Source organism: Streptomyces sp. NPDC091416 (assembly GCF_044756845.1).
Taxonomy (GTDB): domain Bacteria; phylum Actinomycetota; class Actinomycetes; order Streptomycetales; family Streptomycetaceae; genus Streptomyces.
Map to the genome: position 1 here is coordinate 929,739 of NZ_JBIVTU010000001.1, position 23,427 is coordinate 953,165.

A 23,427-nucleotide genomic window follows, 5' to 3' on the forward strand; every position below is an offset into this window, starting at 1 on the left:
GGAGTCAGCGTCCGGCGGCGTACGGGACGAAGCGTGTCCATGCGTCGTCGCCGAAGGCGAGCTGTGGCCCGGAGAGGTTCTTGGAGTCGCGCACGTGCGTCGCGCAGAGGGCTGTCGCGACCTCGACGCAGGAGTCCCCTTCACTGCTGCTGCTGTAACTGCTCTTGAACCACTCCAGCTCGGAAGCGTCCCCGGCAGAGGTCTCGCGCATCATGTCTCTCCCAGCAGTTGCTCGATGAAGGCCAGTGACTCCCGTGGCGCGAGAGCCTGGGCCCGGATGTCTGGACGACTGCGTGTTCAGTCAGCGAAGGTGCGGGCCACAAAGCCCGCCCATACGTCCTCACTGAAGGTGAGCTGCTGCCCGGACAGATTCTTGGAGTCGCGCACGTGGACCACGTCGGGTGCCGTCGCGACCTCGACGCAATCGCCTTCATTGCCGTTGCTGCTGTAGCTGCTCTTGAACCAGGCAAGCTCGAAATCGCCCGGCGCGGAGGTCCTGCGGATCATGTCTCTCCCAGCACTTGCTCGATGAGGGCCAGAGTCTCCCGGGTCGTGAGAGCCTCGGCCCGGATCACGCCATACCGCAGTTCGAGGATACGGAGTTGCTTCGCCTCGGTCACCCGGCGCCCGTTGAATGCCCCGTGCGAACGCCCCACCGCCGAACCGTCCTTGAACTTCAGCACGTCGATGTCACCGTCCATCCCGGGATGCGCCTCCCTGTACGTAGGCATCACCTGGAGGGTGACATTGCGCAACCTACCGATCTCCAGTAGCCGTTCGAGCTGTCGTCGCCACTCCAGCGTTCCTCCGATGGGCCGCCTGAGCGCCGACTCCTCCTGGACGAAGCTGAGAGCCGGTGAAGGCGTCCGCTCGAAGATCGCTTGCCGGGCCACGCGCCCAGCCACCATCCGTTCCACCTCGTCCTGCGAGTACGGAGGCTGCCGGGCCTCGAACAGGGCCCGCGCATGGCCGGGTGTCTGCAACAGCCCGTGCAGGCCGTGCGCCACATAGGCCGCAAGCTCAACCGCCTTGGCCTCCACGCCCGCCATGTCCCGCACCTTCTTCGGGTACCGAACCGACGCCACGTCCCGCTTCATCGCGGCGATCTTGCCGCCCGCGCCCAGAACCTCGTCCGACCGGTCCAGGAACTCCGGCCGGGGAATCCTCCGCCCGCCTTCCACCTTGCGGACCAGGTCCTCCCCGTACCCGATCGCGGCCCCGAACTCACAGGCCCGCATCCCCGCCGCCTCGCGCCACGCCCTGATCTGGCGCCCCACGGCGGCGACCACCGCGACGCCCGACTCGTCATCCGGATCGACGTCCCAGCCGGGCTCGTCCGCTCCTCCGGCGCCCTGCTCCGTACCGGCCTCGTCCACACTCATCCGTGCCCCACTTCCGACGCGCGTGCCGTTCTTCCTCAACCGCCCCTGTTCCCCGCACGTCACTCCGGACAGCCGGGACAGCGTGGGACAAGCCCGGGACAATGACCGTACGCAAGGGCTTGGTCACTGGGCACGGTACGCAGACTCGGCCACGCTGAGTGATGTGAACCAACAAACCGCCACCCCCCAACTTCACTCCACCGAACGCACTTTCACCGTTCTGCTCTCGCCGACCCGCCGAGGCGCCCGACTGGCCCGCCTCCTCGCCGTGGCCCATCTCGATCTCTGGGGACTGCCCTCCGAGTCGGCCGCGCACATCGTCGCGGAGCTCGCCGCCAACGCCACGGTCCACGGCCGGGTGCAGGGCCGGGACTTCCAACTGCGCCTCAGCGTCCGCGCGGAGAGCCGGCTGCGGATCGAGGTCACCGACACCCGGGACGACCGCCTGCCCGTGGTCGCGGCCCCCGACCCGCTCGCGGAGAGCGGGCGCGGCCTGCTCATCGTCGAGGCGCTCGCCACCCGCTGGGGCATCGCTCCGGGCCCGGTCCCGCGCAAGACGGTGTGGGCGGAACTCGACCTCGTACCGTGACCGATGCCACCGGGTCGCGGATGCCCACGACTTACGCGGCCACGACCCGGTTGCCCACGACGCGGCCGCCCACGACGTCTAAAGGCTTTTAAAGAACTCAGGGAAACAACCCCACCAAACCCGACCCCACCCCCGTCCTGACCTGCGTCACTCTCGCGAGTGAACCTGGGCAACTGGGCTGGATTCGAGGCCGGTTGGTCGGCATATGCTCGCCGCGACAACCACAGACACGCGACGGCCCCCGCCGAGACTGACAATCTCAACCGGGGGCCTGACCACGAGGAAGAGAACGACTTCCTGATGGCTACCCCGCAGGTTATCGCGCCCCCGTGCGCCCAGCCCGGCTCCCCGGGCACCCTTCCCGACGTCACGCCGACATCCGGCGTCCTCCACGTCAACACCCGCCACGCATCCGGCTTCGTGATCATCGGCAACCACCTCGCCCAGCACGACGGCCTCTCCCTCATCGCGATCGGACTCGCCGTCCACATCCAGTCCCTGCCCACCGGGGCGAAAGTCGGCATCAAGGTCCTGACGGAGCGCTTCCCCGAAAGCGAAGCCCGCATCACCGCCGCCCTGCACGAACTGGAAGCCAAGGGCTACCTCCACCGCAGCCGCGTACGCCTCCCCAGCGGCCGCGTCGTCACCCGCACGATCTCGTACAACCGGCCAGGAGCCACCACGCCCCCGGTCGTCGTCGCGCCACCACGGCAGCCCCGGCAACAGGCGGCGCCCGTCGCGCCTGAGCCCGAGCCCGCTCCGCCTCCTCCCCCGGCCACCGAACCCGCACCGGCGCTCCCCGCCCCCCTTCACGTACCGCCGCCCACCGCCCCCAGGAAGCAGCCCCCGCCGCTCCCCCAGCCCCACACACCCACCCCGGAACTCCTCCGAACCGCCGAAGCCGTCCTCACCGACCTCCGCCGCCACGCACCCCAACTCACCCTCAAGGAAGAGGACATCCCCACCCTCGCCCCCGGCGTAGCCGCCTGGCTGGAGCGCGACACCCACCCCGACACCATCCGCCACGTCCTCACCACCGACCTCCCCACCCCCGTCAAACACCCCGCGAAGTTCGTCCGCCACCGCATCACCACCCTCCTGCCACCCCCACTCCCCGGCACCACCGACCTCACGCCCCCACCCCGCCCCAAAGCCCTCGTCATCCCCCTCCAGAACTGCGACACCTGCGACCGCGCCTTCCGCGCCACCGAGCCCGGCCACTGCCGCGACTGCCGCACCGACACACACGCAACCGCCCACGCCGCCCTCTGAACGGACCCGCATGGTCAGCTCACCCCACGAAGCGATGCACCGCATCTTCCAGGAGTACCCGGGCCTCTTCTCCCGCGTCTCCGAAGTCCTCGGCATCGACATCCCGCCACCTACGTCCGCGACCGTCCTGCCGAACGACCTCACCGAGAACAGCCCCGTCGAACGCCGCGTCGACACCCTTCTGCGCATCGACACCCAGCATGACGGCCCCTTCCTCCTCGCCATCGAGGCCCAAGGCAAGAAGGACCCCCGCAAAACCACCAGCTGGCCCTACTACGTCAGCTACCTCCACAACCGATACGGCGCCCTGCCCGTCCTCCTCCTCATCGTCTGCCAGGACCGCACCACCGCCCAATGGGCCGCCACCCCCATCACCATCGGCCTCCCCCAATGGCCCACCCTCACCCTCAGCCCACTCGTCGCCGGACCTCACAACATGCCCGTCATCACCAACGTCGCCGAAGCCCGCAAGGACCTCGCACTCGCCACCCTCGCCGCCATCACACACGCCGACAATCCGGACGTCGGTGCCATACTGAAAACGCTCTCCGCCGCGCTGCGCGACGTACCCGAAACCATTGCCGAACCCATCGCCGAGCTCACCGCACAGGGCCTGGGCAACCGCCCGGCCGCTCAACAATGGAGGAACCTGGTGGCCGTGGATACCTCTTTCTACAAGTCCTTCATGTCCGAAGAGATCCGGGACGAAGGCCGGGCCCAAGGCCGGGCCGAAGGCCTCCTGCTGGTCCTCGAAGTACGCGGCATCGCTCTCACCGACGAGACCCGCGAGCAGATCACCACCTGCACGGACCCCGATCTCCTCCACCAGTGGCTCCAGCGCGCCGCCACCGCCACCACCGTCGAAGAGGTCTTCACCAACGCTCCCGAAGGCCACTGAGCGGCGGAGCCCTCAGAAGCCGAACGAGTTGTGCGGTTCCGGGTCGGCCCGGAACATCCGGGCGAGCTGTCCGGTCGCGCCGTCGGTGTGCTGGGTGATGTGGCCCGCGTACGCGAGGTCGTGCGCCGACATGCCGCCGAAGTAGAGCGAGCTAAGCGCTGCGAGCGTGAGGGTCAGGTCCGCCGTCTCGTCCGTCGGCACGCACGTCACCACGGCACCGTCCACCCGGAGATGCCAGGTCCGGTTGTTCCCCGGACACATCTCGTCGTCGTCGATGGTGAACTTCAGCCTGCCGGGCGTGAGGTACGAGCGTCGGGTCAGGGCGCGCGGGACGTCGAGAAGGCGCGCCCAGAGGTTGTCCGTCTGGCGGGTGACGCGCATCGCCCGCGGGTTCGCCAGCATCCACCGCAGGGGTTCGTCGCGCGGACGGGCGGGCGCCACGACGGTCTTGGTGAGGTCGAAGTCGGTGAGCAGGCCCCACAGCGCCCGGTAGGCCTGCGGGTTCATCGCCTCCAGGGCCTCCACCACGAGCGTCCCCGCCCGGTCGGCGGTCGGGGACCACGGCAGCCGGAAGTGGGCGATGCCGTCGACGGCGCCGTGCCGGTCGCGGTGGACGAGGAAGCGCAGCGGTCCGTTCGTGCCGTCCGCCCGGTCGGACAGCCCGTCCCATTGCCCGGGGAGCGGACCGAGTTCCCCGACGCGGTGTGCACGTACGGACGCGTGCACCCGGGGCCAGGCCTCCTTCGCGTCCGCGGCGGCGACCAGTTCCAGCGACCCGGGATCGGGCTCGGCCGGGAGGAGGGCCGCTTCGTGACGCGCCAGCTCCCACCGGGTGCGGTAGGTCGCGGGCGAGAACCCGAACCGTCCGTAGATGCCGCCCTCGCTCGCGCTGAGCATCGCCAGCGGCTCGCCACGTTCCAGGGCCGCGTCGAACATGGCCTGCATCATCCGCCGCAGGCAACCCCGCCGGCGATGCGTCGCGATCACCCCGGTGGAGGTGACGCCGGCCATCCTGACCGTGCCGCCGCCGGGGACCGTCACCTCGAAGGAGATGGTCCCCGACGCGCCGACACACCTGCCGTCGGCGAACGCCGCGACCGGGTGGAAGGACTCGTCCGCGGCGTCGGCGGCGGCCATGTCTTCGAGCTGACCGGCGTCGGCGGGGGCGCGCTGGGGAGGCCAGGGCTCGGGGCCGCCGTGCCACGCGGCGTCCGCGGGCTCCCAGCTCGGCATCCCGTTGGCGAACGGCAAGGTCCGGTAGTACGCGGCCATCTCGTCGCGTCGCGGCGGACGGACTTCAGTCACCATGGCGGACATTGCACCTCCCGTCCACGCAGGCGGGCAACCAGATATCCGTGGGCCGCGCGGATGTGGGTGTCGGAGCAACGTGTCATGATCGGCCGACTGTCAGCCGCGTGAGGGTAAGGGGGCGGGGGCGGACGGCGAGGATGCCGCGCCTCCGGGAACGTATGACGCAATGGCGTGCGTTGAGCGATACCGAGGTTGTCGAACGTGCGGCCCGGCTGCGGTCGTTGGAATGTACGTGGGAGCTGGGGGCCACGCCGAGCTCCAGACGGTCCGCGCAGTTCACGCGTCAGGCGCTGATGATCCGGCCGCGCTGGGACCTCCTCGACACCGGGTTCGAGCGGGCCGGCCGTGCCAGGTCCCGCCGCAGGAGCGGGCAGGGCGAGGAGATGGTCGAGCGTGTGCGACTGCGCCTGACCGACTACGCGGCTGAATGGGCCCCGTCCCAGGACGCGTTCGCGAGGATGGCCACCGCGCTGCACACGTCGTTGGGCGCGCCGACGGACCGCAGGCCGGGCAGCCCCGCCGCAGTTCACTGGGCCGCCCCCGACACCACCCTGGTCCTCGAACACACGGGAGACGCGGTGTACTTGGAACTGGTGACCAACAAGCGGCTCTCCCTGGACGAGGAACTCCTGCGGATGGACGAGGAGGGGCTGCTGTGACGGGGTGGGACGGGTTCGGGGAAAGGCTCGCCGAGCAGCTGACCCTGCTGGGCGCCGGATCGGTGCTGATCATCCGCGAGGGCGGGGGGACGGGCCGGTACGCGCAGTTCCTGCAGAGCGAGGAAGCGGTGGAGGCCGAACTGGTCGGTGATCACGGTCTCGACGCTGCGCTGCGCGCGGGAGAGGCGGGCTCCCGGCTGATCGTGGAGGCGGGCTGGAAGCCGCCCCGGGACACCGTCCACGGCCACAACTGGTGGACCGGTCTGCCCTGGCCGTCGCCTTCGGACGCCTATCGCAGGCTGGCGGGGATGACGGTGACCGGCCTGCGCGACGGCCTGCGGATCACGGGCCCGGAAGCCCTGGTGTACGAGGCGTGGGACGGACGCAGAGGCAATCGCGACCTCGTCCTGCCCCTGCTGGGCCTCGACCCGACAAGCTGACGAGCGGCGGCGAGCGGCGGATGTCCGCACGGGAGACACGAGCACAGCGGCTGGCCCGGCTCGCCGCGCAGGTCGACTGGTCGAAGGTGACCGATCTCTCTACCGGCGAGCGGTACGGCCCCGAGGTGATGGCGGCGCTCTGGGCGGCCGACCGCGTCACGGCCGACAGGACCTGTGCGGATCTGCGCTTCGCGGCCATCGGCGACGGCAGCTCGGTGAGCGGGGCGGCGGCCGGGATACTGCCGTTCCTCGTCGAGGCGGCCCTTGATCCGGACGTGACGGTGCGCTTCGAGATCCTGCGGACGATCGCCGACATCGCCGGCACGGGCAACGCCGCCCGGTCCGCGAAGGCCGACGGAATCCTCGAAGGCAGGTGGCGGCCCACCGTCGATGAGGCGTGGCCGGCCGCCTGGCAGCGGGCTGCCGGGGAACTGCTGCCGCTGCTCGACGACGGCGACCACGTCATCCGGGCCGGCGCGGTCCGCGCGCTCGCGCAGTCCGCCGCCCACGCTGACCTTCTGATCCCCCGCTTCCGCGCGCGCTTCGACGAGGAGCCGGACCTCTGGTCGGCCGGGTGCCTCGTGCTGGGTGTCGGCGAGCTCGCCCGACACGCCACCCGGCGACGCGACGAGGCCATCGCGTGGCTGCGGCACCGGATGGCCGTCGAGGGCAAGGGACCGGAACCCGACATCGTCGAGGACGTCGACGCCTGGCTCGCGTGGGACGAGGAGATCCGCCACGACGTACGGCTCCAGGCGGTGGAGGCCCTGTGCCGCGCCCTGCCCGGGCACGCCGATCCCCGCTACGCCCCCGTCACCACCGCCGCGCTGCTCGCTTCCTCGGCCGGGGCGGCGAACCCGCCCGCAGAGTGTTTCGTCTCGCAGGCCGACGTCATCGCCGAGGCCGACCGGCGGCTCGGCGCCGACCTGCCCGGACGGCTCGCCCTCGCCCTCGCCCTGCTGCGCCACGACGGCACCGAAGAGCGCGCCGGCGGCCTCAGGGTCGCGGCGAGCCTGATGTCCCGCCGGCGCTCCGCCGTGCCCGCGCTCCTGCCGGCCGTGGCGGAGCGCGCAGGCGACGCGCGCCCGGAGAACCGTGTCCTCGCTCTGCGGATTCTCGCCATGTGCGGAGCCGCCGCGCGACCGTGGGCCGACCTCGTCGCCACCCATCTCGCTCCGGCAGCCCGCGAGCCTCACGAGCCCACGCGGGAACACGCCCTCTGGGCGCTGAGCCGGATGGGTGACGACCGCTGTGTGCCGCCCCTCGCCGAGCTGCTCGCCACCCGCGGCGATTTCATCCACCGCTCCAACGGTTCGGCCGCCCGCGGCTGGGACCGCGGCGAGCTCGACCTCGCCGAGGCGCTCGCCCCCTTCGCCGCGCACACCGACGTCCTCCTCGCCCCGCTGCTGACCCGCATCAGCACGTCGGCGAACCGCCGGCATCCGTACTTCTCGCTCCTGCGGCAGTGGCACCGGGACGGAGCCGATGTCGTTCCGCGCCTGATCGAACTCCTCGATGACGAGGCGACGTTGATGGTCTCCGCCCACGCCCTGCTCCAGCTGGACAGCGGCGCCGTCGCCGCCGCCCACCGAGAGCGGCTGCGGCAACGGGTCGGCTCCCAGGACGCCGGGCGTGCCGGCGGCCTCGACCGCCTCAGCCCGTTCGAGTACCGCGCCCTCACCGGAGACGGCGAGCCCGCACGCGCACTGCCGCACACCTGCGACACGCTCGGGGCACCGGAGGCGGACCGCCTGCGCGGGATGTTCCACGCGGCGCTGAGCCGGAAGCCGAAGCGCTGGTCCGATGCCCCGAAGGGCGCCGTGGAAGGGGCCCGGGCGCTGTGGCGGCTCACCGGAGACGTGGACGACGTCCTTCCCGCGCTCCTGCACCTGACGGCCCGCAGCGCCCTCGCGGTCCATCAGACCCCGGGAAGCGTCGAGGCCCTCGAACTGCTCGCCGAGGTCGCCGCCACGCACCCTCCCGTCGCCGAACGCGTCGCGGCGCAGCTGCGTACCACTGCCGAGGCACGGATCGCGCACGACAACCGCTTCGACGCGATGGCCACCGTCCGGAGCCTGTGGCAGCTGACCTCGGACCCCCGGCAGGTCGTCCCGCTCCTGCTCGGCCTCGTCCGGATCTGCCCGCCGCCCGGCAGTACCGACCCCACGGTCCTGGACCCCCTGCGGCTGCTGGCCGAGGTCGCCGCCGCCGATCCGGCGTCCATCGCCCCTGCCGCTGAGGTCCTGCGTGCCCTCCTGGCCGCCGACGAACGCCCCGTACGCCACGACGACTGGCGTTCCGTACGTGACGACGAGGCCCTGTGCACGGCGGCCCGTGCGGTCCTGGACGCCGGCTGACCCGCCGCGATCGGCCTCTGCTTCTCCTTCTGCCGACGGGCCGCATATCCCGCGTCCGAAGCGCTGGTGACGCCGGGTCCGCGCTTCCCTACAGTTGTGCCGACACCGGCCGCGGGGGGCAGCGATGGCGGAGCCAGGTACGAGACGTCCGGTTGTGCCGCCACCGGGGCCACCGCCCCTCCCGACCCCCGCGCCCGTCTTCCGCCTCGTGCCCCGGGCGCGGCGCGGCGTCCTGTGGTGGCTGGGCTGGCTGCTGCCGGTGGTCACCGCGCACCGCCTGTGCTCACCGACCCGTCCCGACCGGGTCAGGGACCGCGCGATCAACCGGGCGCAGCTCTGGCGCGGCGCGCTCGGCCTCGCCCTGTCCGTCGCCGCCTGGCTGGTCCTCGGACTCATGCCCGCGAGCGAGATACCCGGGCAGTTGTGGCAGAGCTTCGCGTACACGGCCGGCGCCATGCTGATCATCTTCAACGTCTGCGGTTTCGCGGTCGCGTGGGCGCCCAAGGGCCGGAAGTGGGCCGCGACCAAGCTGTGGCGCGGCCCGCTCCTCGCCTACGTCCTCACGTGCGCGTCCTGGATGGTCTTCGTGCAGACCGGCCTCTCCGACTGGCCGCCCCACTCCCCCGTGACCGCCGTGTGCGGCCTGTGGCTGGGTTCCTTCGGCATGTACGGCATGCTGCTGCTCATCCTCAACGGAGGGCGCAGTGCCGACGTCAACGACTGCCTGCCGGCCCTGCTGCCGACGTTCTTCATGCTCTGCCTGACCCTGCCCACGATCGGAGCCCCGATGTACGACCGGGTCTCCATGCCGGTGCGCCTGGTCGTCTGCCTCACCGGCCCGGTGACGCTGGTCCTCCTGGCCTACTGGCAGCTGCGGCGCCTGCGCGTGCTGCACGGCGTACGCCTGTCCGACCTGTCGCGCTGGCCCTGACCGGCCGGATGTCCACCCGGGGATGCGTCTCCGGTCCGCACGCCGGCTACCGGCCGAGGTCCCCGGGCGCGTCGGGATGGGCCGTGCGCCATGCCGTCATCGAGCGGTCCCACTCGTCCCCGGACAGCGCGGTGAGCGAGGCCGGGAACAGGCCGTCCTCCTCTTTCGCGATGTGGTGGTGCAGCTCGTCGACCGCCTCGCGCAGCCGCGCGACGTCCTCGGCGCGCCCCAGATCGACCCGGTCGAGGAACGCGGCGAGCTCGCGGTGTTCGGCCACCAGCGCGTCGATGTATCCGGCGTACTCCTCATCGCCGCCCATCACCGCGAAGAGCCCCTGCTCCTCCCCCTGCCAATGGGCCCGCAGCTCCCGCCCCATCCGGTCCACCAGCTCCACGGCCAGGCCCTGGTCGCCGGAGTCCAGGGCGCGCAGGGCGCCGCCCGCCGCGTCGGTGACGGACTCGTGCTCCGCGATGAACTCCTTGATGAGCGGGATCTCACGGCAGCCGCAGTAGTGACACATGCGCCCACTTTGTCAGATATACCCCTTATGACAGGCGCTGCGGACGAGACGCCGACCTGCCCTCGCGCCCCGGGGAACGGGCGGCACCGACCGGGGACTGCCCGACAACTCGCCCGAATCGGAGCCTTGTTGACCTGTTCCGTCGCTTCAAATCTGGTTGACACCCAGGGGTGGGATGTCGCACGTTCGGCCGTGACCCACCGATGCGCCGCAGGGCCGGAGAGATGGCACGCAGATGACTGTGAGAGACAGGAACCCGGGACAGCCGGGTCGCGGGGATCACCAGGCGGCTCCCCGCACAGTGACGGAGCAGGTGCACACCACCGGGCGGGTCAGGGACCTGGGGAGCGCGCTCCGGTTCAGCTGGCCCGGGGTGTACTTCGAGGGCCGCTTCCGCGGGACCGGCCTCGGGGTCGTGCTCGACTGCGCGGCCGCCGACTACGACGTCCAGGTCGACGGGGCCACCGTCGCCACCCTGGTCACCCCCGGCGACACCACGCACTGGATCAACGGCCTGCGGGACGGCGAGCACACGGTCCGGGTCGTCAAACGCAACGAGACCCCGGGGGACATCAGCACGTTCGGAGGCTTCGTCGCCGCGCCGGGGGGCGCCGTGCTGAGCAAGCCGGCGCCCCGGGACCGCCAGATCGAGTTCGTCGGGGACTCCATCACGGTGGGCTACGGCAATTGTTCGGGCACCCGCGACTGCGATCCGGAGCAGCTCAAGCGGACCACCAACACCGACGTGAGCCACGGCGCCCTCACCGCCCGGAAGCTGGACGCCGACTACCAGATCAACGGCTTCTCCGGCCTCGGCCTGGTGCGCAACGTCGCCGGCATCACCCCGGACGTCACGTACCGGACCTACTACGACCGCGCCCTGCTGAACATGGACGGCGACGTCTGGCAGAACCCGGGGACCTGGAACCCCCAGATCGTGGTCGTCAACCTCGGCTCCAACGACTTCACCGACCTCGCCCCCGGTGAACCGTGGACGCCCGCCGGCCTCGCGGACGCCTACCGCACCGCCTACGACGAGTTCCTCCGCGAACTCCGGACGCGCTACGGCGCCGGCACCGCCCTCGTGGCCGTCGGCTTCGACCGGAACGACGAGCACGTGCGACAGGTGGTCGAGGCGCGCAACGCCGCCGGCGACAGCGGGGTCCACTACTGGTCCCTCGATCTGTCGGACCTGGACTTCCTGGGATGCGACGGGCACACCTCGGCTCGCGACGACCGGCTGATCGCCGACCGGCTCGCCCCGTTCCTCAGCAGTCTTCCGACGGGATGGTGAGGAGCACGGGCACCCGTGGACCCGGCCGGGGACCGCTGCCCCGCCGCCACCGCCCGGAGAGCCGGCCGCCACCCCTGACAGACTCCCACCATGCGTGTACGTACCACTCAGGCCTGGGCCCTGCGCCCCGCCACCCCCGATGACCTCGAAGCCATAGTCGAACTCCGGGCCGTCGTGATGCGCCCGGACCTGGTCCGCCTCGGCCGCTACGACGAGGACCGGGTACGCCGGCGGATGCGGGACTCCTACGCGCCCGAGCACACCTCGGTGATCGTCGCCGACGGCCGCTTCGCCGGCAGCGTCACGCTCCGCCCCTTCGAGGACGGGCACTGCCTGGAGAGCTTCTTCCTCGACGAGCGGCTCCAGGGGCGGGGCATCGGCTCGGCCGTTCTGAGCGTCCTGCTGGACCGTACGGACGCCGAAGGGGTCCCGGTCCGCCTCAACGTGCTCCAGGGCAGCGCGGCCCGGCGGCTGTACGAGCGGCACGGGTTCGTCCCGGAGCGCGAGGACCCCGTCGACGTGTTCATGGTGCGTCCGCCCGTACTCCCGTCGTGAGGAAAGACCCGTACGCCCGGCGCGGGAAAGAAGAAGGGCCCCGTCCCACCGCTTGCGCGGCGGGACGGGGCCCTTCTCGGTGCTCTTGTGCGGAGCTACCAGGTCAGACTCTCAAGTACTTACTTGAGGATCTTGGTGACCTGGCCGGCGCCCACGGTCCGGCCACCCTCACGGATGGCGAACTTCAGGCCCTCTTCCATGGCGACCGGCTGGATCAGCGCGACGTCCATGAGGGTGTTGTCACCCGGCATGACCATCTCGGTGCCCTCGGGAAGGGTCACAACGCCCGTCACGTCCGTGGTACGGAAGTAGAACTGCGGGCGGTAGTTGTTGAAGAAGGGGGTGTGACGGCCACCCTCGTCCTTCGACAGGATGTAGGCCTGGGCCTGGAAGTCGGTGTGCGGCGTAACCGAACCCGGCTTGATGATGACCTGGCCGCGCTCGACGTCCTCGCGCTTGATGCCACGGAGGAGCAGACCGACGTTCTCACCGGCCTGGCCCTCGTCGAGCAGCTTGCGGAACATCTCGATGCCGGTGACCGTGGTGGTGGTCTTCTCGGTCTTGATACCGACGATGTCGACGGTCTCGTTGACCTTGAGGACACCACGCTCGATACGACCGGTGACGACGGTGCCACGACCGGTGATCGTGAAGACGTCCTCGATCGGCATCAGGAACGGCTTCTCGACGTCACGCTCGGGCTGCGGGATGGACTCGTCGACGGCCTTCATCAGGTCGAGAACGGTCTGACCCCACTCGGCGTCGCCCTCAAGAGCCTTGAGCGCCGAGACCTTGACGACCGGAAGGTCGTCGCCCGGGAACTCGTACTCGGAGAGGAGCTCACGAACCTCGAGCTCGACGAGCTCCAGGATCTCCTCGTCGTCCACCATGTCGGCCTTGTTCAGGGCGACGACGATGTACGGAACGCCGACCTGGCGGGCCAGGAGCACGTGCTCCTTGGTCTGCGGCATCGGGCCGTCGGTGGCGGCGACGACGAGAATGGCGCCGTCCATCTGCGCCGCACCCGTGATCATGTTCTTGATGTAGTCGGCGTGCCCGGGGCAGTCGACGTGCGCGTAGTGACGCGACTCCGTCTGGTACTCGACGTGCGCGATCGAGATAGTGATACCGCGCTGGCGCTCCTCAGGAGCCTTGTCGATCTGGTCGAAGGCCGAGGCCTCGTTCAGGTCCGGGTACGCGTCGTGCAGCACCTTGGTAATGGCGGCCGTGAGGGTCGTCTTACCGTGGTCGATGTGACCGATGGTGCCGATGTTGACGTGCGGCTTAGTCCGCTCGAACTTTGCCTTCGCCACTGGGTCCTCCTGCGGAGTGGTTCTGTACGCCTTGCTTCATCGGCGCCAGGTGATCTTTGCTGGGATGCCGGGGCCGGGGGCATTCGACACATTGCTTGCGCGCTGTGTCAAATGCCCCACCAGGCTCCGGTGATAAGCCTAAAGCGTCAACTCGGGGAGTTACTCGCCCTTGGCCTTCGCGATGATCTCCTCGGCGACGTTCCGCGGAACCTCGGCGTAGGAGTCGAACTGCATCGAGTAGCTTGCGCGACCCGAGGTCTTGCTGCGGAGGTCTCCGACGTAGCCGAACATCTCCGAGAGGGGCACGAGGCCCTTCACGACGCGAGCGCCGCTGCGCTCCTCCATGGCCTGGATCTGGCCACGGCGGGAGTTGAGGTCGCCGATGACATCGCCCATGTAGTCCTCGGGCGTGGTGACCTCGACGGCCATCATCGGCTCGAGGAGCACGGGGGACGCCTTGCGGGCACCCTCCTTGAACGCCTGCGAACCGGCGATCTTGAAGGCGAGCTCCGAGGAGTCGACCTCGTGGTAACCACCGTCGAGAAGGGTGACGCGGACGCCGACCATCTCGTAACCGGCCAGGATGCCGAACTGCATGGCTTCCTGAGCACCCGCGTCCACCGAGGGAATGTACTCACGGGGGATGCGGCCACCGGTGACCTTGTTGACGAACTCGTAGGACGCGTCGCCACCCTCGATGGGCTCGATGGCGATCTGCACCTTCGCGAACTGGCCGGTACCACCAGTCTGCTTCTTGTGCGTGTAGTCGATGCGCTCGACGGCCTTGCGGATCGTCTCGCGGTACGCGACCTGCGGCTTGCCGACGTTCGCCTCGACGCGGAACTCGCGCTTCATGCGGTCGACGAGCACCTCGAGGTGAAGCTCGCCCATACCACCGATGATGGTCTGGCCGGTCTCCTCGTCGGAGTGCACCTGGAAGGACGGGTCCTCCTCGGAGAGGCGCTGGATGGCGACACCCAGCTTCTCCTGGTCACCCTTGGACTTGGGCTCGATGGCGACCTGGATGACCGGCGCCGGGAAGTCCATGGACTCCAGGATGACCGGGTTCTTGTCGTCACACAGCGTCTCACCGGTGGTGGTCTGCTTCAGGCCCATGACGGCGATGATGTCACCGGCGCCCACCGACGCGATCTCCTCACGCTTGTTCGCGTGCATGCGGTAGATCTTGCCGATGCGCTCCTTCTTGCCCTTGACCGAGTTCAGCACCGCGGTGCCGGCCTCGAGGCGACCGGAGTAGATCCGGACGAAGGTGAGCTTGCCCAGGTGCGGGTCGCTCGCGATCTTGAACGCCAGGCCGGAGAACGGCTCGTCGTCCGAAGGCTTGCGCGAGATGACCTTCTCCGGGTCCTTGACGTCGTGGCCCTCGATGGCCTCGACGTCCAGGGGCGAAGGCAGGTAGCGGACGACCGCGTCGAGCAGGGGCTGGACGCCCTTGTTCTTGAACGCGGTGCCACAGAACACCGGGGTGACCGTGACGGAGTCCGCGGAGCCCTTGGACGCCAGCGTGATCCGGCGGATCGCGTCGTGCAGCTGCTCCTGGGTGGGCTCCTCGCCCTCCAGGTACAGCTCCATCATGGCGTCGTCGTTCTCCGAGACGGCCTCAAGGAGCTTGCCGCGCCATTCCTCGGCGGCCTCCTTCAGGTTGTCCGGGATCTCGACGACGTTGTACATCTCGCCCTTGGCGGCCTCTTCGGGGTACACGAAGGCCTTCATCGACACGAGGTCGACGACGCCCGTGAAGTCCGCCTCGGCGCCGATGGGGAGCTGCATGACGATCGGGACGGCGCCGAGGCGCTCGACGATCATGTCGACACAACGGAAGAAGTCGGCACCGGTGCGGTCGAGCTTGTTGACGAAGCAGATACGCGGCACGCCGTAGCGGTCCGCCTGACGCCACACGGTCTCGGACTGCGGCTCGACGCCGGCCACACCGTCGAACACGGTGACGGCGCCGTCGAGGACGCGGAGCGAACGCTCCACCTCGACGGTGAAGTCGACGTGACCCGGGGTGTCGATGATGTTGATGGTGTGGTCAACATCGTTGAGCGGCCAGTGGCAGGTCGTCGCGGCGGACGTGATCGTGATGCCGCGCTCCTGCTCCTGCTCCATCCAGTCCATCGTGGCAGCGCCGTCGTGGACTTCACCGATCTTGTACGAGACGCCGGTGTAGAAGAGGATCCGCTCAGTGGTGGTCGTCTTGCCCGCGTCGATGTGGGCCATGATCCCGATGTTGCGGACCTTGGCCAGGTCAAGCGAAGTGGTGGCCATAAGGCTCAATCTTCTCTCGGTCTCGATGGGGTGAGCGACTACCAGCGGTAGTGCGCGAAGGCCTTGTTGGACTCGGCCATCTTGTGGGTGTCCTCGCGCTTCTTGACGGCAGCGCCAAGACCGTTGGAGGCGTCGAGCAGCTCGTTCATGAGGCGCTCGGTCATGGTCTTCTCACGACGGGCGCGGGAGTAACCCACGATCCAGCGCAGCGAGAGGGTGGCGGCACGACCGGGCTTGACCTCGATCGGCACCTGGTAGGTGGCGCCACCGACACGGCGGGACTTGACCTCGAGCGAGGGCTTGACGTTCTCAAGCGCGCGCTTCAGCGTGATGACCGGGTCAGCGCCGGTCTTCTCGCGGAGGCCTTCCATGGCGCCGTACACGATCCGCTCGGCGGTGGAACGCTTGCCGTCGAGCAGGATCTTGTTGATCAGCGACGTGACAAGAGGAGAGCTGTAGACCGGGTCGATGATGACCGGGCGCTTCGGGGCGGGGCCCTTACGAGGCATTCTTACTTCTCCTTCTTGGCGCCGTAGCGGCTGCGGGCCTGCTTGCGGTTCTTGACACCCTGGGTGTCGAGCGAGCCGCGGATGATCTTGTAACGAACACCCGGCAGGTCCTTCACACGGCCACCACGCACGAGCACGATCGAGTGCTCCTGCAGGTTGTGTCCCTCACCCGGGATGTAGGCCGTGACCTCGATGCCGGAGGTCAGACGCACACGTGCGACCTTCCGGAGCGCGGAGTTCGGCTTCTTCGGGGTGGTCGTGAACACACGCGTGCAGACGCCGCGGCGCTGGGGCGAACCCTCGAGCGCGGGCGTCTTGTTCTTCTCGACCTTGTCCTGCCGGCCCTTCCGGACCAGCTGCTGAATCGTAGGCACTACTTCTCCGGTTTCTGTGTGCCGTCGTTGTAACTAACCTGGAACGCCTCCGACCCACGCGGTCGGGTGTGTCGGATACTGCGGGCCACTCCCCTGGAGCAGTGGAAGCACAGATCGCGGTGTCCAAAGACGGGCTCGCCGTGCGGTTGAGGACACGCACACGAGCCCAGGCACACCCCAGGCACAAGGTCTGAGCGTACCTACCTCGTCGACCTGGGTCAAAACAAATGCCGTCCAGGCCACAGGCCCCGCCGCGATTGTCCTGCCGTAACCGTCCGGATACGGTGCGCGGCCGAACCCCCGTCCCTCACCTGCGGCCCATCAGCGATCCAGCACGAACGCCCGGCCGCAGCACGGGCCGCCCCCTCTATTCCTGCCCGCCGGACCGGCCCTGGCGGCGGGGCCGGGGCAGGCGCGGGATGGTGGGCACCTTCGAGCGGCGGCTCTTCGGGGCGAACGCCGGCGGGGGCGGCGGGATCGCGGGGCGGGTGGGCGGCGGAGGGCCCGGCGGCGCTCCGTCCGGGCCTGCCCGGTCCCCGTCCACCGGCGCGGGGTCGCCGCGTCCACGGTTCGCCGCACCGGGGCCGGTGGGCGTGTGGTCCGTGGGCCCGGCGTCGGCGGGGACGGGAACGATCGGCGGGAGGCCGGGGGCTTCGCGGGCCGCGGGATCCGCGGCGTCGGGGACGGGACGCGCGGGACCCGCGAGCGCCTTGGGCGGGGCGGCACCGGCAAGATCCGTTCCCTCGCGCCGCGTCGTGTCGCGTCGCGCTTCGTCGCGCGCCCCGCGCGTGATCCTGCGGCGGAACGGAATGACCGCGGCCTGCCCGGGCGTACGGTCGTCGGCCTCCCCTGCCGGGAGGCCGTCGGCCCACTCGGCGTGCTGGTGGAAGTGGGCCACCGCGTCGCGCCAGCCCTGTCCGTACGCGGCGAACTCGCGCCGCTCCAGCTCCTCACGCGGCACGACCACCAGATCGCCCGCCGAGTGGCTGCTCAGCAGGACGCCGACAGCGGCGAGCAGCTGAGCGAGATCGCCGGGAGGCATCTCCCCGCCCTCCCTCACGCCTCGTACCACCGGCCGTCGCTGACGCGATGCGGCCTCGGACGAACCGTTCGCCTGCCGGGAGCCCTTTTCGCCCTCGCCCATGCGCGGCTCTTCCTGACGTCTCCTTCACCTCTGTTCCCGACACAGTGGTGCGGCACCCACATTCCCGGTCGACGTCGGTTTCCCCACCCCTGGACATCAGAGCCGGCGACGACCGGCCCCCTCCCCCGAACGGACCGGGAACAGCTTAGCGATCACGCCTGTGCGGCGGCTCGCGGCAGTGGACGGCGGCGGGACACAGGTGGGGGCGGGATGGAGACGGGGAGGCGCGAGGGCGTCCGCCGCTGGTGCACGGGCGGGGCAACGACGTACGGGACGGGCCGCCGGTGCGCGGGGAGCACGATGCCGGCCCGGGCAGAGTGCCGCCGCGTCGGAGAGTGCCGACGCGGCGAGGAGAGGACGGGCGATGCGCCGCCGGGCCTCAGCCCCGTCGGGTCCGCCGGGCCGGGAGCTCCTGTTCCACCGGGCCCACGGGCAGGAACTGCCCGGCGACCCGCATGAACATCTCCCGCTGGTCGGCCGGGACGCCGAGCGCCGTGGCGGCCTCCTCCAGCGTGATCCGCTCGTTGCCGGTGCTCTGCGGGCCGGGGCCGGCCGGGGTCCGGGGCATGGGCAGCTCGTCCTCGGTGAGCCGGCCCGAGCGGATGAGCATCTCCCGCACCGGAAGGCCCAGGACGTGCGCGAGCCTGCGCATCGTCTCCAGGTCCGGCATGCTCTGCCGCTGCAACAGCCGCGTGATGGCTGCCCGGTGGACGCCCGCCTCGTCGGCGAGACGGGACTTGCCGCCGCCGCGCGGGCTGTCGATGTCGTATCCACGCCGCCGGATCACGTCTTCGATCCAGGCCGCGAACTGCTCCAGTTCACTGACGGTCACAGGCCTTCGCCTCCCTCCGAAGCGAATCCCAGGCTACCGCGCTTGCGCGCACATAATTATGCGCTTTTGCGCGCGCAATGTGGAGATCCTCTGTAGACGCGCCCCCACCTGCGCATATGGCGACCCGCCCGCGACGCTGTGTAGTCGATCGCGCGAGGGCGGCCTCTCCGTAATACGTTGCGCGCTCGCACGCAATCTGTCACTGTGCATCTCCGGCTGAATCCCTCTCCTGTCCGCTGCGCCACTTCCCGCCACCGGCCCACTCCCACCCGTTGCCCCATCCCTGTCCGTCACACCGCTCGCGCACCAGGAGCCTCCATGGACCCGTCATTCCTCTCACTCCCCTCCGACACCTGGACCGCGTCGGCCGCCTGTCTGGGGTTGCCCCCGGAGACGGTCTTCGCCCGGAATCCGGCCGATGCCGCGCCCGCCCTCGGCGCCTGCGCCCGCTGCCCGGTCGCCGGGCGGTGCGAGGAGACAGTGGCGCCGGCCGACAGCTGGTTCGACGGTGTGTGCGCGGGACGCCTCTGGCGCAACGGCCGGCCCGTCGCCCTGGACCGCGGCACGCGGCGCGGCCGGCATCGCCGGGCGGCAGCCTGACGGGCCGGCCGGCACCCAACCCGCAGCACATGCAGAAGCACACCGAAGAAGCGCAGAAGGAGGGCCCGCCATGGGTGAGTTGAAGGATCTCGGAGCCGCCGGCCCGCACGCCGGGCAGCCCGGGACGGACCGCTTCCGGCCGGCCGAGGAGGCGGACGGCATCGGCATCGCCCGGGACGCGGCGCTCTGGGCCGCCAGCCTGTCCCGTCATTTCCCGGACCTGCTGGGCGAGTTGGCGCCCTCGGCCGGTAGTCGCCCGCCCAGCGTCCGGCATGCGCCGGGCCCCGCCGAGCGGGCGGCGCGTGCCGCGCTGAGCCGTACGGAACGCGAGGAGGCGCTGCGCAACGAGCAGCGCGGGCTGGCGGTGCCCGGCCCCTCGGCCGCCCCCGTACGGCTGCACATCTCGGACGCGCTGCGCGACATCAGCGACGGCGTCGTGGAACTGGAGGAGGCGCTGCTGGGCCGGCTCGGATCCGACCGTCCGCGCCGCGCCCCCGTACCCGAAAGGCTCGCCCGGATCGCCGGACTCCTGACGCACACCGCCTCCGACCCGACGCTCGCCCGGCACGCCCGCGACGAGCTGCGCCGGATGGCCCGGCGGTGCGCCCGGGCCCTGGGCGAGACGGAGACGATGGTCCGGCTGCCGGGACGCTGCCCCTGGTGCGACTCGGTCTCCCTGCGCGCCTTCCCCGACCGCGGAGCCGTGCTCTGCGTGAATCCGGCGTGCCGCTGCGGGGACGAGGCGTGCGACTGCGCGACCGATCCGGCCTTCCGCCACCTCTGGGAGGGAGACGTCCGGCCGGCCTCGGGGGCCGTGGCGTCCGCCGGGGCCGGGAACACGGGTGAGGCCCGATGACCTCCCACCGGCACCCGTACGACACGCTCACCGGCGCCACTCTGGTGACCGGCGCCCTGGCCGCCCAGGAGGCGGGGGTGGTGCCCGCGACGATCAGGAAGTGGGTGCAGCTCGGTCATCTGCGGCCCTCCGGGCAGCAGGGAAGGAGCCATCTCTACCGGCTGGAGGACGTGTTCGCCGCCGAGCGTGCCGCCCGCCGCGCGCCTCGCCGCCGGACCTCCGCCACCGCCGGCCCCGCCGCGTCCCGGCCGGCCTCGGCGCCGCTCGGCTGAACACTCCCCCACCCGGCACGCGCCCCCGGTTCCCGCACAGGGAGCCGGGGGCGTTCGCATGTCCGCGGCCGGGTGGCCGGGCGCGGACGGCTGCGGACACGACCCGCGGGGCGCGCTCGGGAGCGCGGCGCACGGGTTCGGTTCGGCTTCAGGGGCTGCCGATCGGGCCGGCGGCGGACCGGTCGTCCATGGGGGCGGGCGCGGGCCCGCGGCGCCGTTCCGGCGTGGTGTACGAGTGGCCCGCGGCCGTGCGCCGCGCATTCGGCCCGCGCCGGGCCGGGCCGTCAGGCGGGCGCGGGGTCGGTGCGGAGGGGCCGCGCTCCGGCGGGTCTCGCGGCCATCGCCTCCTGCCAGCCGGTGGAGAAGCCGCGCAGTTCGGCCTCTCCGACGATCCGGGCTCCGAACTCGCCCACGACCGCGGCCAGGGTTCTTCCCATCTCTCCGGTGTAACAGCCGGCTTCCGCCGATTCCGCGGCCACCGTGACGGCGGCGGCCACCACATCGGCAAGCCGTTGCGCCGGCTCCCCCGTCACCACGACTGCTCGCTGCCGGGGACCGGCGTCCATTCGCTGTTCGTCGTCACGACCCCACACCGTCCTTAAGCTGCGTCGGTCCATGCTCTGTTCAGTCTCGATCGAATAGATGTTCGAGTAATTGTTCAGGGTAGCGCAGAACCACACGCGACCACGTGGCATATGAACTCGACAGCCCCGCATCGGCGCGAAGTTGGTTGCGCGCACGCAATCTATGGATCACTATGAGTGCAGCGGCGGAGCTGTGCCCACCTCCCTCCGAGAGGCACGGTTCCGCCGTCGTCGTGTCCGGCGTGTGTACGGGCCGTACGCACGGACGTCCGTACCCGGCCCGTACAAAGGAGTGACCCCACATGCCCTCATCCGCGCCAGGGACGTTCCCGGACGTCCAGGCGATCGTGCGTGACCTGCTCAAGACCCGCGCGGAACTGGCGGACGCGTACGTCGACGACGCCCCGCCCGCCGGCTTCGACGGGACACAGAAGGCCGTACTGATCTCCCGGATGGGCGGTGCCTGGGTCGACGACCTGCATGTGGACCGCCCGTTGATCCAACTGGAGGTTTACGGGCCGCAGAAGTCGGTGGCCCACACCCTCGCCAACGCGGCTCGCGCCGCCCTGCTGGCCGCGACCGGCACCGTCTTCGGCACCTCGTTCGTCAGCGAGGTGATCGAGGAGGACGGCCCCCGGTGGCTGCCCGACTACATCTACGCGGGCGCCAACCGGTACCTCTGCATCCTCCGCTTCACCGTCCGCACGGACTGACCCGGCTCCGGCCGGCGGGCCGACAGGCGGACCGGCTGACCCGCACTCCCTGCGGGCCGGTCCCCACCGCCCGTACGAACCGCACCAGGCGTCCGGCCCGCTCACCCGGGCACGCACGTGACGCCCCAACGACCAGGCCCCGCCGGACATCCGGCGGGGCCTTCGCCGTACCCGCCCCGGATACGGCGGCCCCCGCACGGGGGCGACCACCCCTGGAAAGGAAGCCACCTTCATGGCTGGTAACAACTCGTCCGAGATCCGCATCGCCGGAACGGGCCGCATCCTCGTGGCGAAGGCCGGCACCCCGGCGCCGACGGCCTTCTCCAACGACCCGTCGGCCGACTGGGACAGCTCGGTGTGGCGGGACCTCGGCTACACGTCCACCGACGGCGTGACCTTCTCCAAGAAGGACAAGCTCGACCCGGTCGAGACGTGGCAGGCGGTCAGCCCGGCCCGCTTCATCTACGCGGACCGGGACCTGACGCTGAAGTTCGCCATGCTCCAGTTCAACGAGGACACCCTGCCGTTCTTCATGGGCGGCGACGCGGTCTCGGCGGTGAACGCCACCGAGAACCCGGGCGTCTACTCCTACGACGTGCCGGACGGCCCGCAGTTCGACGAGCGCGCCCTCGGCCTGGAGTTCCACGACGGGGCGGACGTCACCTACCGCTTCGTGATCCCGCGCGGCCAGGTCACCGCGTCGGACGACATCAAGCTGGCCCGCAAGGCCGCGGCCTCGCTCGGGGTCACCTTCACGGCGCTGTCCTCCGGCGAGACCCAGCCGCTGGCGACCTTCGTCATGAAGGACCCGGCCTACGCCACGGTGTGACCCGGCGCCCCCGGCATCAGGGGGCTCCGCTCCGCGGGGCGCCGGCGCCACCGCCCCGGCGCCCCGCGGCACGTCATCGCGTACCGGACACCGCACCACCCGGCATCCGCCGAACCGCACCGCCGCACCACGGCACCCCGACCGGGGCCGCCGGGGTGCGGCCCCCTTCCCGAAACGGAGACCCCATGGCCACCTTCGACGTGTCAGCGGCCCGCGCCCAGCGCATGGAGGCCCTCGGCCGTTCCTGGTCGTTCACCATCGACGGCGACACCTTCGAACTGCCGACCGAACTGACCCGCGTCACCGCCAGGGCACTGCGCGGCCTGGACGACAACGACGTCGACGGGCTGCTCGAACTCCTGCTGGGCAAGAAGCAGTTCAGCCGCTTCGCGCAGCTCGACGTGACCATGCAGGACATCGCCGCCATCCTGGAGGCATACGGCAAGGAGACCGGGCTCGGCCTGGGGGAAGACTGAGCCTCGTCGCGTTCGCCGAAGAACACGCCGAGGCTCTGGAAGCCGACCTGCTCCGGCACTACGGGGTGGACCTGCTCGACTGGCACCGGGGCGGGCTCTCCTCCCGGCGGCTGGCGCTCCTGATCAAGCATCTGCCGCGGGACAGCGCCACCATCCGTGAGACCGACGGCGAGGCGGCCGACTGGACGGTCACCGACTATCTGCTGGCGGCCGTCGTGGACCATCTCGCCGCGGCCAACTGGATGTTCTCCGTCGTCAACGGCGACGGAGAGTCCGACCCGCCGGACCAGCCGGTTCCGGTACCGCGCCCGGGCGACCCGGCCGAGACGGAGGACGGCGGCGGCGAGACCTCGTCCGCCGACGGGCCGCAAGCCGTTCCGAGCCCTTCGGAACTGGCCCGCTTCTTCGGCTGACACGCCTCCGCCGGC

General features: G+C 70.7%; 28 protein-coding genes. 16 read left to right on the top strand and 12 right to left on the bottom strand.

Annotated features, from left to right (window positions below; genetic code table 11):
- Positions 1 to 4: 4 nt before the first annotated feature.
- The 3 genes from ACIQMX_RS04050 to ACIQMX_RS04060 all read right to left on the bottom strand — a co-directional run bounded on the left by ACIQMX_RS04050 (position 5) and on the right by ACIQMX_RS04060 (position 1,382).
- Positions 5 to 214, bottom strand: a complete 210-nt coding sequence (locus ACIQMX_RS04050) for a DUF397 domain-containing protein (protein WP_402474766.1) — start codon at positions 212 to 214, stop codon at positions 5 to 7.
- Between the two features lie 83 nt (positions 215 to 297).
- A complete protein-coding gene (locus tag ACIQMX_RS04055; protein WP_363067021.1) occupies positions 298 to 507 on the bottom strand; it encodes a DUF397 domain-containing protein in 210 nt (69 codons plus the stop codon).
- Positions 504 to 1,382 carry a helix-turn-helix domain-containing protein gene (locus ACIQMX_RS04060; RefSeq protein WP_402474771.1) on the bottom strand — a complete coding sequence of 293 codons (879 nt, stop codon included), beginning with the start codon at positions 1,380 to 1,382 and terminating at the stop codon, positions 504 to 506. Before ACIQMX_RS04060 ends, ACIQMX_RS04055 begins: the two co-directional genes overlap by 4 nt.
- Positions 1,383 to 1,545: 163 nt before the next feature.
- Here ACIQMX_RS04060 and ACIQMX_RS04065 point away from each other — a divergent pair, with 163 nt between their 5' ends.
- The 3 genes from ACIQMX_RS04065 (at position 1,546) to ACIQMX_RS04075 (ending at position 4,141) form a co-directional block, all read left to right on the top strand.
- Entirely contained in the window at positions 1,546 to 1,971 is a 426-nt protein-coding gene (locus tag ACIQMX_RS04065) for an ATP-binding protein (protein WP_363067019.1), read from the top strand.
- Between the two features lie 300 nt (positions 1,972 to 2,271).
- Positions 2,272 to 3,243, top strand: a complete 972-nt coding sequence (locus ACIQMX_RS04070) for a helix-turn-helix domain-containing protein (protein WP_363067018.1) — start codon at positions 2,272 to 2,274, stop codon at positions 3,241 to 3,243.
- Positions 3,244 to 3,253: 10 nt separating this feature from the next.
- On the top strand, positions 3,254 to 4,141 hold the full coding sequence (locus tag ACIQMX_RS04075; protein WP_363067017.1) for a hypothetical protein: 888 nt from the start codon (positions 3,254 to 3,256) through the stop codon (positions 4,139 to 4,141).
- Between the two features lie 12 nt (positions 4,142 to 4,153).
- On the opposite strand, the gene ACIQMX_RS04080 is transcribed toward ACIQMX_RS04075, so the two are convergent.
- Complete coding sequence (locus tag ACIQMX_RS04080; protein WP_402474774.1) at positions 4,154 to 5,449, bottom strand: GNAT family N-acetyltransferase; 1,296 nt, start codon at positions 5,447 to 5,449, stop codon at positions 4,154 to 4,156.
- A 179-nt stretch (positions 5,450 to 5,628) separates the two neighbouring features.
- On the opposite strand from ACIQMX_RS04080, the gene ACIQMX_RS04085 reads away from it, so the two are divergent.
- The 4 genes from ACIQMX_RS04085 to ACIQMX_RS04100 all read left to right on the top strand — a co-directional run bounded on the left by ACIQMX_RS04085 (position 5,629) and on the right by ACIQMX_RS04100 (position 9,839).
- Positions 5,629 to 6,111 (top strand): DUF6301 family protein, encoded by a 483-nt coding sequence (locus tag ACIQMX_RS04085; RefSeq protein WP_402474777.1) that lies wholly within the window; start codon positions 5,629 to 5,631, stop codon positions 6,109 to 6,111.
- Entirely contained in the window at positions 6,108 to 6,551 is a 444-nt protein-coding gene (locus ACIQMX_RS04090) for a TY-Chap domain-containing protein (RefSeq protein WP_363067014.1), read from the top strand. The genes ACIQMX_RS04085 and ACIQMX_RS04090 overlap by 4 nt, the downstream gene beginning before the upstream one ends.
- 20 nt (positions 6,552 to 6,571) lie before the next feature.
- Complete coding sequence (locus tag ACIQMX_RS04095; RefSeq protein ID WP_402474781.1) at positions 6,572 to 8,908, top strand: hypothetical protein; 2,337 nt, start codon at positions 6,572 to 6,574, stop codon at positions 8,906 to 8,908.
- A gap of 208 nt (positions 8,909 to 9,116) precedes the next feature.
- Positions 9,117 to 9,839, top strand: coding sequence for a hypothetical protein (locus ACIQMX_RS04100; RefSeq protein WP_363067012.1), 723 nt, complete (start codon positions 9,117 to 9,119; stop codon positions 9,837 to 9,839).
- Between the two features lie 46 nt (positions 9,840 to 9,885).
- On the opposite strand, the gene ACIQMX_RS04105 is transcribed toward ACIQMX_RS04100, so the two are convergent.
- The gene (locus tag ACIQMX_RS04105) at positions 9,886 to 10,359 is read right to left on the bottom strand and encodes a hemerythrin domain-containing protein (protein WP_402474785.1); all 474 of its coding nucleotides are present in this window, start codon (positions 10,357 to 10,359) and stop codon (positions 9,886 to 9,888) included.
- Between the two features lie 313 nt (positions 10,360 to 10,672).
- Here ACIQMX_RS04105 and ACIQMX_RS04110 point away from each other — a divergent pair, with 313 nt between their 5' ends.
- Both ACIQMX_RS04110 and ACIQMX_RS04115 read left to right on the top strand, forming a co-directional pair.
- Positions 10,673 to 11,653, top strand: a complete 981-nt coding sequence (locus tag ACIQMX_RS04110) for an SGNH/GDSL hydrolase family protein (protein ID WP_402474788.1) — start codon at positions 10,673 to 10,675, stop codon at positions 11,651 to 11,653.
- A gap of 90 nt (positions 11,654 to 11,743) precedes the next feature.
- The gene (locus ACIQMX_RS04115) at positions 11,744 to 12,208 is read left to right on the top strand and encodes a GNAT family N-acetyltransferase (RefSeq protein ID WP_363067009.1); all 465 of its coding nucleotides are present in this window, start codon (positions 11,744 to 11,746) and stop codon (positions 12,206 to 12,208) included.
- A gap of 119 nt (positions 12,209 to 12,327) precedes the next feature.
- Here ACIQMX_RS04115 and tuf read toward each other — a convergent pair whose 3' ends face one another.
- The 6 genes from tuf to ACIQMX_RS04145 form a co-directional block, all read right to left on the bottom strand.
- On the bottom strand, positions 12,328 to 13,521 hold the full coding sequence (gene tuf, locus ACIQMX_RS04120; protein ID WP_136328443.1) for an elongation factor Tu: 1,194 nt from the start codon (positions 13,519 to 13,521) through the stop codon (positions 12,328 to 12,330).
- Positions 13,522 to 13,680: 159 nt separating this feature from the next.
- Positions 13,681 to 15,810, bottom strand: coding sequence for an elongation factor G (fusA, locus tag ACIQMX_RS04125; RefSeq protein WP_363067008.1), 2,130 nt, complete (start codon positions 15,808 to 15,810; stop codon positions 13,681 to 13,683).
- Between the two features lie 38 nt (positions 15,811 to 15,848).
- Positions 15,849 to 16,319: a 30S ribosomal protein S7 gene (gene rpsG, locus ACIQMX_RS04130; RefSeq protein WP_014154599.1), complete on the bottom strand. Its 471-nt coding sequence runs from the start codon at positions 16,317 to 16,319 to the stop codon at positions 15,849 to 15,851.
- Between the two features lie 2 nt (positions 16,320 to 16,321).
- Complete coding sequence (gene rpsL / locus ACIQMX_RS04135) at positions 16,322 to 16,693, bottom strand: 30S ribosomal protein S12 (protein WP_003948652.1); 372 nt, start codon at positions 16,691 to 16,693, stop codon at positions 16,322 to 16,324.
- Positions 16,694 to 17,060: 367 nt separating this feature from the next.
- The gene (locus tag ACIQMX_RS04140) at positions 17,061 to 17,735 is read right to left on the bottom strand and encodes a hypothetical protein (RefSeq protein ID WP_402474793.1); all 675 of its coding nucleotides are present in this window, start codon (positions 17,733 to 17,735) and stop codon (positions 17,061 to 17,063) included.
- Positions 17,736 to 18,216: 481 nt separating this feature from the next.
- Positions 18,217 to 18,669: a helix-turn-helix transcriptional regulator gene (locus ACIQMX_RS04145; RefSeq protein ID WP_363067006.1), complete on the bottom strand. Its 453-nt coding sequence runs from the start codon at positions 18,667 to 18,669 to the stop codon at positions 18,217 to 18,219.
- 318 nt (positions 18,670 to 18,987) lie between these two features.
- On the opposite strand from ACIQMX_RS04145, the gene ACIQMX_RS04150 reads away from it, so the two are divergent.
- The 3 genes from ACIQMX_RS04150 to ACIQMX_RS04160 all read left to right on the top strand — a co-directional run bounded on the left by ACIQMX_RS04150 (position 18,988) and on the right by ACIQMX_RS04160 (position 20,397).
- A complete protein-coding gene (locus ACIQMX_RS04150) occupies positions 18,988 to 19,269 on the top strand; it encodes a WhiB family transcriptional regulator (protein ID WP_402474795.1) in 282 nt (93 codons plus the stop codon).
- A 70-nt stretch (positions 19,270 to 19,339) separates the two neighbouring features.
- The gene (locus ACIQMX_RS04155; protein WP_363067004.1) at positions 19,340 to 20,125 is read left to right on the top strand and encodes a hypothetical protein; all 786 of its coding nucleotides are present in this window, start codon (positions 19,340 to 19,342) and stop codon (positions 20,123 to 20,125) included.
- Positions 20,122 to 20,397 (top strand): hypothetical protein, encoded by a 276-nt coding sequence (locus ACIQMX_RS04160; protein WP_363067003.1) that lies wholly within the window; start codon positions 20,122 to 20,124, stop codon positions 20,395 to 20,397. Before ACIQMX_RS04155 ends, ACIQMX_RS04160 begins: the two co-directional genes overlap by 4 nt.
- A 284-nt stretch (positions 20,398 to 20,681) precedes the next feature.
- Here the strand turns inward: ACIQMX_RS04160 and ACIQMX_RS04165 are convergent, their stop codons facing one another.
- Positions 20,682 to 20,963 (bottom strand): hypothetical protein, encoded by a 282-nt coding sequence (locus ACIQMX_RS04165; protein WP_363067002.1) that lies wholly within the window; start codon positions 20,961 to 20,963, stop codon positions 20,682 to 20,684.
- Positions 20,964 to 21,283: 320 nt separating this feature from the next.
- On the opposite strand from ACIQMX_RS04165, the gene ACIQMX_RS04170 reads away from it, so the two are divergent.
- The 4 genes from ACIQMX_RS04170 (at position 21,284) to ACIQMX_RS04185 (ending at position 23,412) form a co-directional block, all read left to right on the top strand.
- Positions 21,284 to 21,694: a hypothetical protein gene (locus ACIQMX_RS04170; protein WP_363067001.1), complete on the top strand. Its 411-nt coding sequence runs from the start codon at positions 21,284 to 21,286 to the stop codon at positions 21,692 to 21,694.
- 232 nt (positions 21,695 to 21,926) lie between these two features.
- Entirely contained in the window at positions 21,927 to 22,523 is a 597-nt protein-coding gene (locus ACIQMX_RS04175; protein WP_363067000.1) for a phage tail protein, read from the top strand.
- A 185-nt stretch (positions 22,524 to 22,708) separates the two neighbouring features.
- A complete protein-coding gene (locus ACIQMX_RS04180) occupies positions 22,709 to 22,999 on the top strand; it encodes a hypothetical protein (protein ID WP_219574545.1) in 291 nt (96 codons plus the stop codon).
- Between the two features lie 65 nt (positions 23,000 to 23,064).
- Positions 23,065 to 23,412 (top strand): hypothetical protein, encoded by a 348-nt coding sequence (locus tag ACIQMX_RS04185; RefSeq protein ID WP_363066998.1) that lies wholly within the window; start codon positions 23,065 to 23,067, stop codon positions 23,410 to 23,412.
- Positions 23,413 to 23,427 lie beyond the last annotated feature (15 nt).

Excerpts from the sequence above, each read along its gene's own strand:
- ACIQMX_RS04140 (WP_402474793.1), bottom strand. The coding sequence starts at position 17,735 with ATGCCTCCCGGCGATCTCGCTCAGCTGCTCGCCGCTGTCGGCGTCCTG.
- ACIQMX_RS04070 (WP_363067018.1), top strand. The coding sequence starts at position 2,272 with ATGGCTACCCCGCAGGTTATCGCGCCCCCGTGCGCCCAGCCCGGCTCC.
- ACIQMX_RS04075 (WP_363067017.1), top strand. The coding sequence starts at position 3,254 with ATGGTCAGCTCACCCCACGAAGCGATGCACCGCATCTTCCAGGAGTAC.
- ACIQMX_RS04115 (WP_363067009.1), top strand. The coding sequence starts at position 11,744 with ATGCGTGTACGTACCACTCAGGCCTGGGCCCTGCGCCCCGCCACCCCC.
- ACIQMX_RS04105 (WP_402474785.1), bottom strand. The coding sequence starts at position 10,359 with ATGTGTCACTACTGCGGCTGCCGTGAGATCCCGCTCATCAAGGAGTTC.
- ACIQMX_RS04170 (WP_363067001.1), top strand. The coding sequence starts at position 21,284 with ATGCCCTCATCCGCGCCAGGGACGTTCCCGGACGTCCAGGCGATCGTG.
- ACIQMX_RS04160 (WP_363067003.1), top strand. The coding sequence starts at position 20,122 with ATGACCTCCCACCGGCACCCGTACGACACGCTCACCGGCGCCACTCTG.
- ACIQMX_RS04080 (WP_402474774.1), bottom strand. The coding sequence starts at position 5,449 with ATGGTGACTGAAGTCCGTCCGCCGCGACGCGACGAGATGGCCGCGTAC.
- ACIQMX_RS04155 (WP_363067004.1), top strand. The coding sequence starts at position 19,340 with ATGGGTGAGTTGAAGGATCTCGGAGCCGCCGGCCCGCACGCCGGGCAG.
- ACIQMX_RS04055 (WP_363067021.1), bottom strand. The coding sequence starts at position 507 with ATGATCCGCAGGACCTCCGCGCCGGGCGATTTCGAGCTTGCCTGGTTC.
- ACIQMX_RS04175 (WP_363067000.1), top strand. The coding sequence starts at position 21,927 with ATGGCTGGTAACAACTCGTCCGAGATCCGCATCGCCGGAACGGGCCGC.
- ACIQMX_RS04050 (WP_402474766.1), bottom strand. The coding sequence starts at position 214 with ATGATGCGCGAGACCTCTGCCGGGGACGCTTCCGAGCTGGAGTGGTTC.
- ACIQMX_RS04150 (WP_402474795.1), top strand. The coding sequence starts at position 18,988 with ATGGACCCGTCATTCCTCTCACTCCCCTCCGACACCTGGACCGCGTCG.
- ACIQMX_RS04060 (WP_402474771.1), bottom strand. The coding sequence starts at position 1,382 with ATGAGTGTGGACGAGGCCGGTACGGAGCAGGGCGCCGGAGGAGCGGAC.
- fusA (WP_363067008.1), bottom strand. The coding sequence starts at position 15,810 with ATGGCCACCACTTCGCTTGACCTGGCCAAGGTCCGCAACATCGGGATC.
- rpsG (WP_014154599.1), bottom strand. The coding sequence starts at position 16,319 with ATGCCTCGTAAGGGCCCCGCCCCGAAGCGCCCGGTCATCATCGACCCG.
- ACIQMX_RS04180 (WP_219574545.1), top strand. The coding sequence starts at position 22,709 with ATGGCCACCTTCGACGTGTCAGCGGCCCGCGCCCAGCGCATGGAGGCC.
- ACIQMX_RS04165 (WP_363067002.1), bottom strand. The coding sequence starts at position 20,963 with ATGGACGCCGGTCCCCGGCAGCGAGCAGTCGTGGTGACGGGGGAGCCG.
- ACIQMX_RS04095 (WP_402474781.1), top strand. The coding sequence starts at position 6,572 with ATGTCCGCACGGGAGACACGAGCACAGCGGCTGGCCCGGCTCGCCGCG.